This window comes from Pseudomonas sp. PME37.24/025 (assembly GCF_055556615.1).
In genome coordinates, this window is the sequence record NZ_JBVHNK010000153.1 from 1 (window position 1) to 275 (window position 275).

A 275-nucleotide genomic window follows, 5' to 3' on the forward strand; every position below is an offset into this window, starting at 1 on the left:
TCTGTGACAAACACAGCATGCGCTGACCGCGTGAATGTTTAATGAGGATGATTAGAATGTCTGACACGGCCGACATACTGTCGTATGATGAAATAGCTAAAATCACCGGCTATACGCAACCATGCAAGCAACTGGAAGATTTGCGAGCCCAAGGTTTTGTTCGGGCGCGTCGGAATCGTTATGGTCGTATCATATTGGAGCGGGCGCATTATGACGCGGTTTGCCGTGGTGAATATGCCCAAGCTGCCCAAGTTAAAAAAACAGGTGTGATTACC

1 protein-coding gene is annotated in these 275 nt (G+C 48.0%); it reads left to right on the forward strand.

The window, feature by feature from the left end; all coding sequences use genetic code 11:
- Positions 1-56: 56 nt before the first annotated feature.
- The coding region (locus tag ACZ3HH_RS29880) for a hypothetical protein (protein WP_465810173.1) at positions 57-275 on the forward strand (219 nt) is incomplete at its 3' end.